1 protein-coding gene is annotated in these 575 nt (G+C 63.1%); it reads left to right on the forward strand.

Going from position 1 to position 575, the window contains the following annotated elements:
- Positions 1-575, forward strand: a 575-nt coding sequence (locus tag HP547_RS29265; protein WP_256676485.1) for a sensor histidine kinase, incomplete at both ends; no start/stop codon positions are given.

Genomic DNA, 575 nt, shown 5'->3' on the forward strand with positions numbered 1-575 from the left:
CCCGCAAGATGGAAGCCATCGGCCAGCTTGCCGGCGGGGTCGCGCATGATTTCAACAACCTGCTGACCAGCATTGGCGGCAGCTTCGAACTGATCGACCGGCGCCTGCGCCAGGGCCGCAACGATGGGGTGGAAGGCGTACTGCGCATGGGCCGCGAGGCGGTGTCACGGGCGGCACAGCTGACCCACCGCCTGCTTGCGTTCGCTTCCCGGCAGTCGCTGCACAGCCAGCGCATAGACCTGCGCAGCCTGCTGCAGATCAAGCAGCTGAAGGCTAGCCTGAGCCCCACAGTCAGTTTGCACGTGCATATCGCCAAAGGCTTGTGGCCAGTGGAAGCTGATGACCAGCAACTGCAGGCAGCCGTCGACAATCTGCTGGTCAATGCCTGCGAGGCGATGCCCAGTGGTGGAATGCTGTGGATCGAGGCAAGCAACCATCACATCGAACATGGTCAGGGCGCCACGCCGGGCGGTGGCGATTATGTGCGCCTGCGAATCGTTGATGACGGCCAGGGCATGGCACAGAGCACGCTGGAACATGCCTTCGAGCCGTTTTTCAGCACCAAGGCGATCGGC

Source organism: Pseudomonas sp. CM27, from assembly GCF_013179515.1.
Taxonomy (GTDB): domain Bacteria; phylum Pseudomonadota; class Gammaproteobacteria; order Pseudomonadales; family Pseudomonadaceae; genus Aquipseudomonas.